At 42.0% G+C, this 445-nt stretch carries 1 pseudogene; it reads left to right on the top strand.

What is annotated here, in order from left to right:
- Window positions 1-423: pseudogene (locus tag D0T66_RS16275) on the top strand (hypothetical protein); the annotation flags it as partial.
- Window positions 424-445 lie beyond the last annotated feature (22 nt).

Here is a 445-nt window from a genome sequence, read left to right as displayed (position 1 = left end):
GAAGACGGGGTTCCTATCTGTAGAGCCGGCAGAAGGATGCATCACGATGGCTCTGAACCTTCTAAATGTAGATACAAATTTCGCTGTCCGCTTGCTAGCAGAAAACATGGTTGTTCTTGTGAAAATCCCTGTTCGGATTCTAAATACGGACGTACGGTTCATGTTGCCATGAAAGATAATCCGAGATTATTTAATGATCCGCCAAGAGATAGTAAGGAGTGGAAACTAGAGTATAATGCCAGAACTTCATCAGAACGCTGTATTAAACGTGAGAAAATAGACTTTAAATTAGAAGACGGCAAACACCGATCATCTAAGATGTGGTACTGCCGTCTCTATCACATCCTCATGCTACAGCACTTGGATGCCTGGGATTTGCCCTATGAATCGACCCTACAAAAGCTGATTCTACAAACGGCATAATCCACTAACTATTATACACATT

Origin of the sequence: Dysgonomonas sp. 25, from assembly GCF_010501075.1 — a bacterium.
GTDB lineage: Bacteria > Bacteroidota > Bacteroidia > Bacteroidales > Dysgonomonadaceae > Dysgonomonas.
Note: the sequence above shows the minus strand (reverse complement) of the source record. Positions and strands in the feature narration are given on the sequence as shown.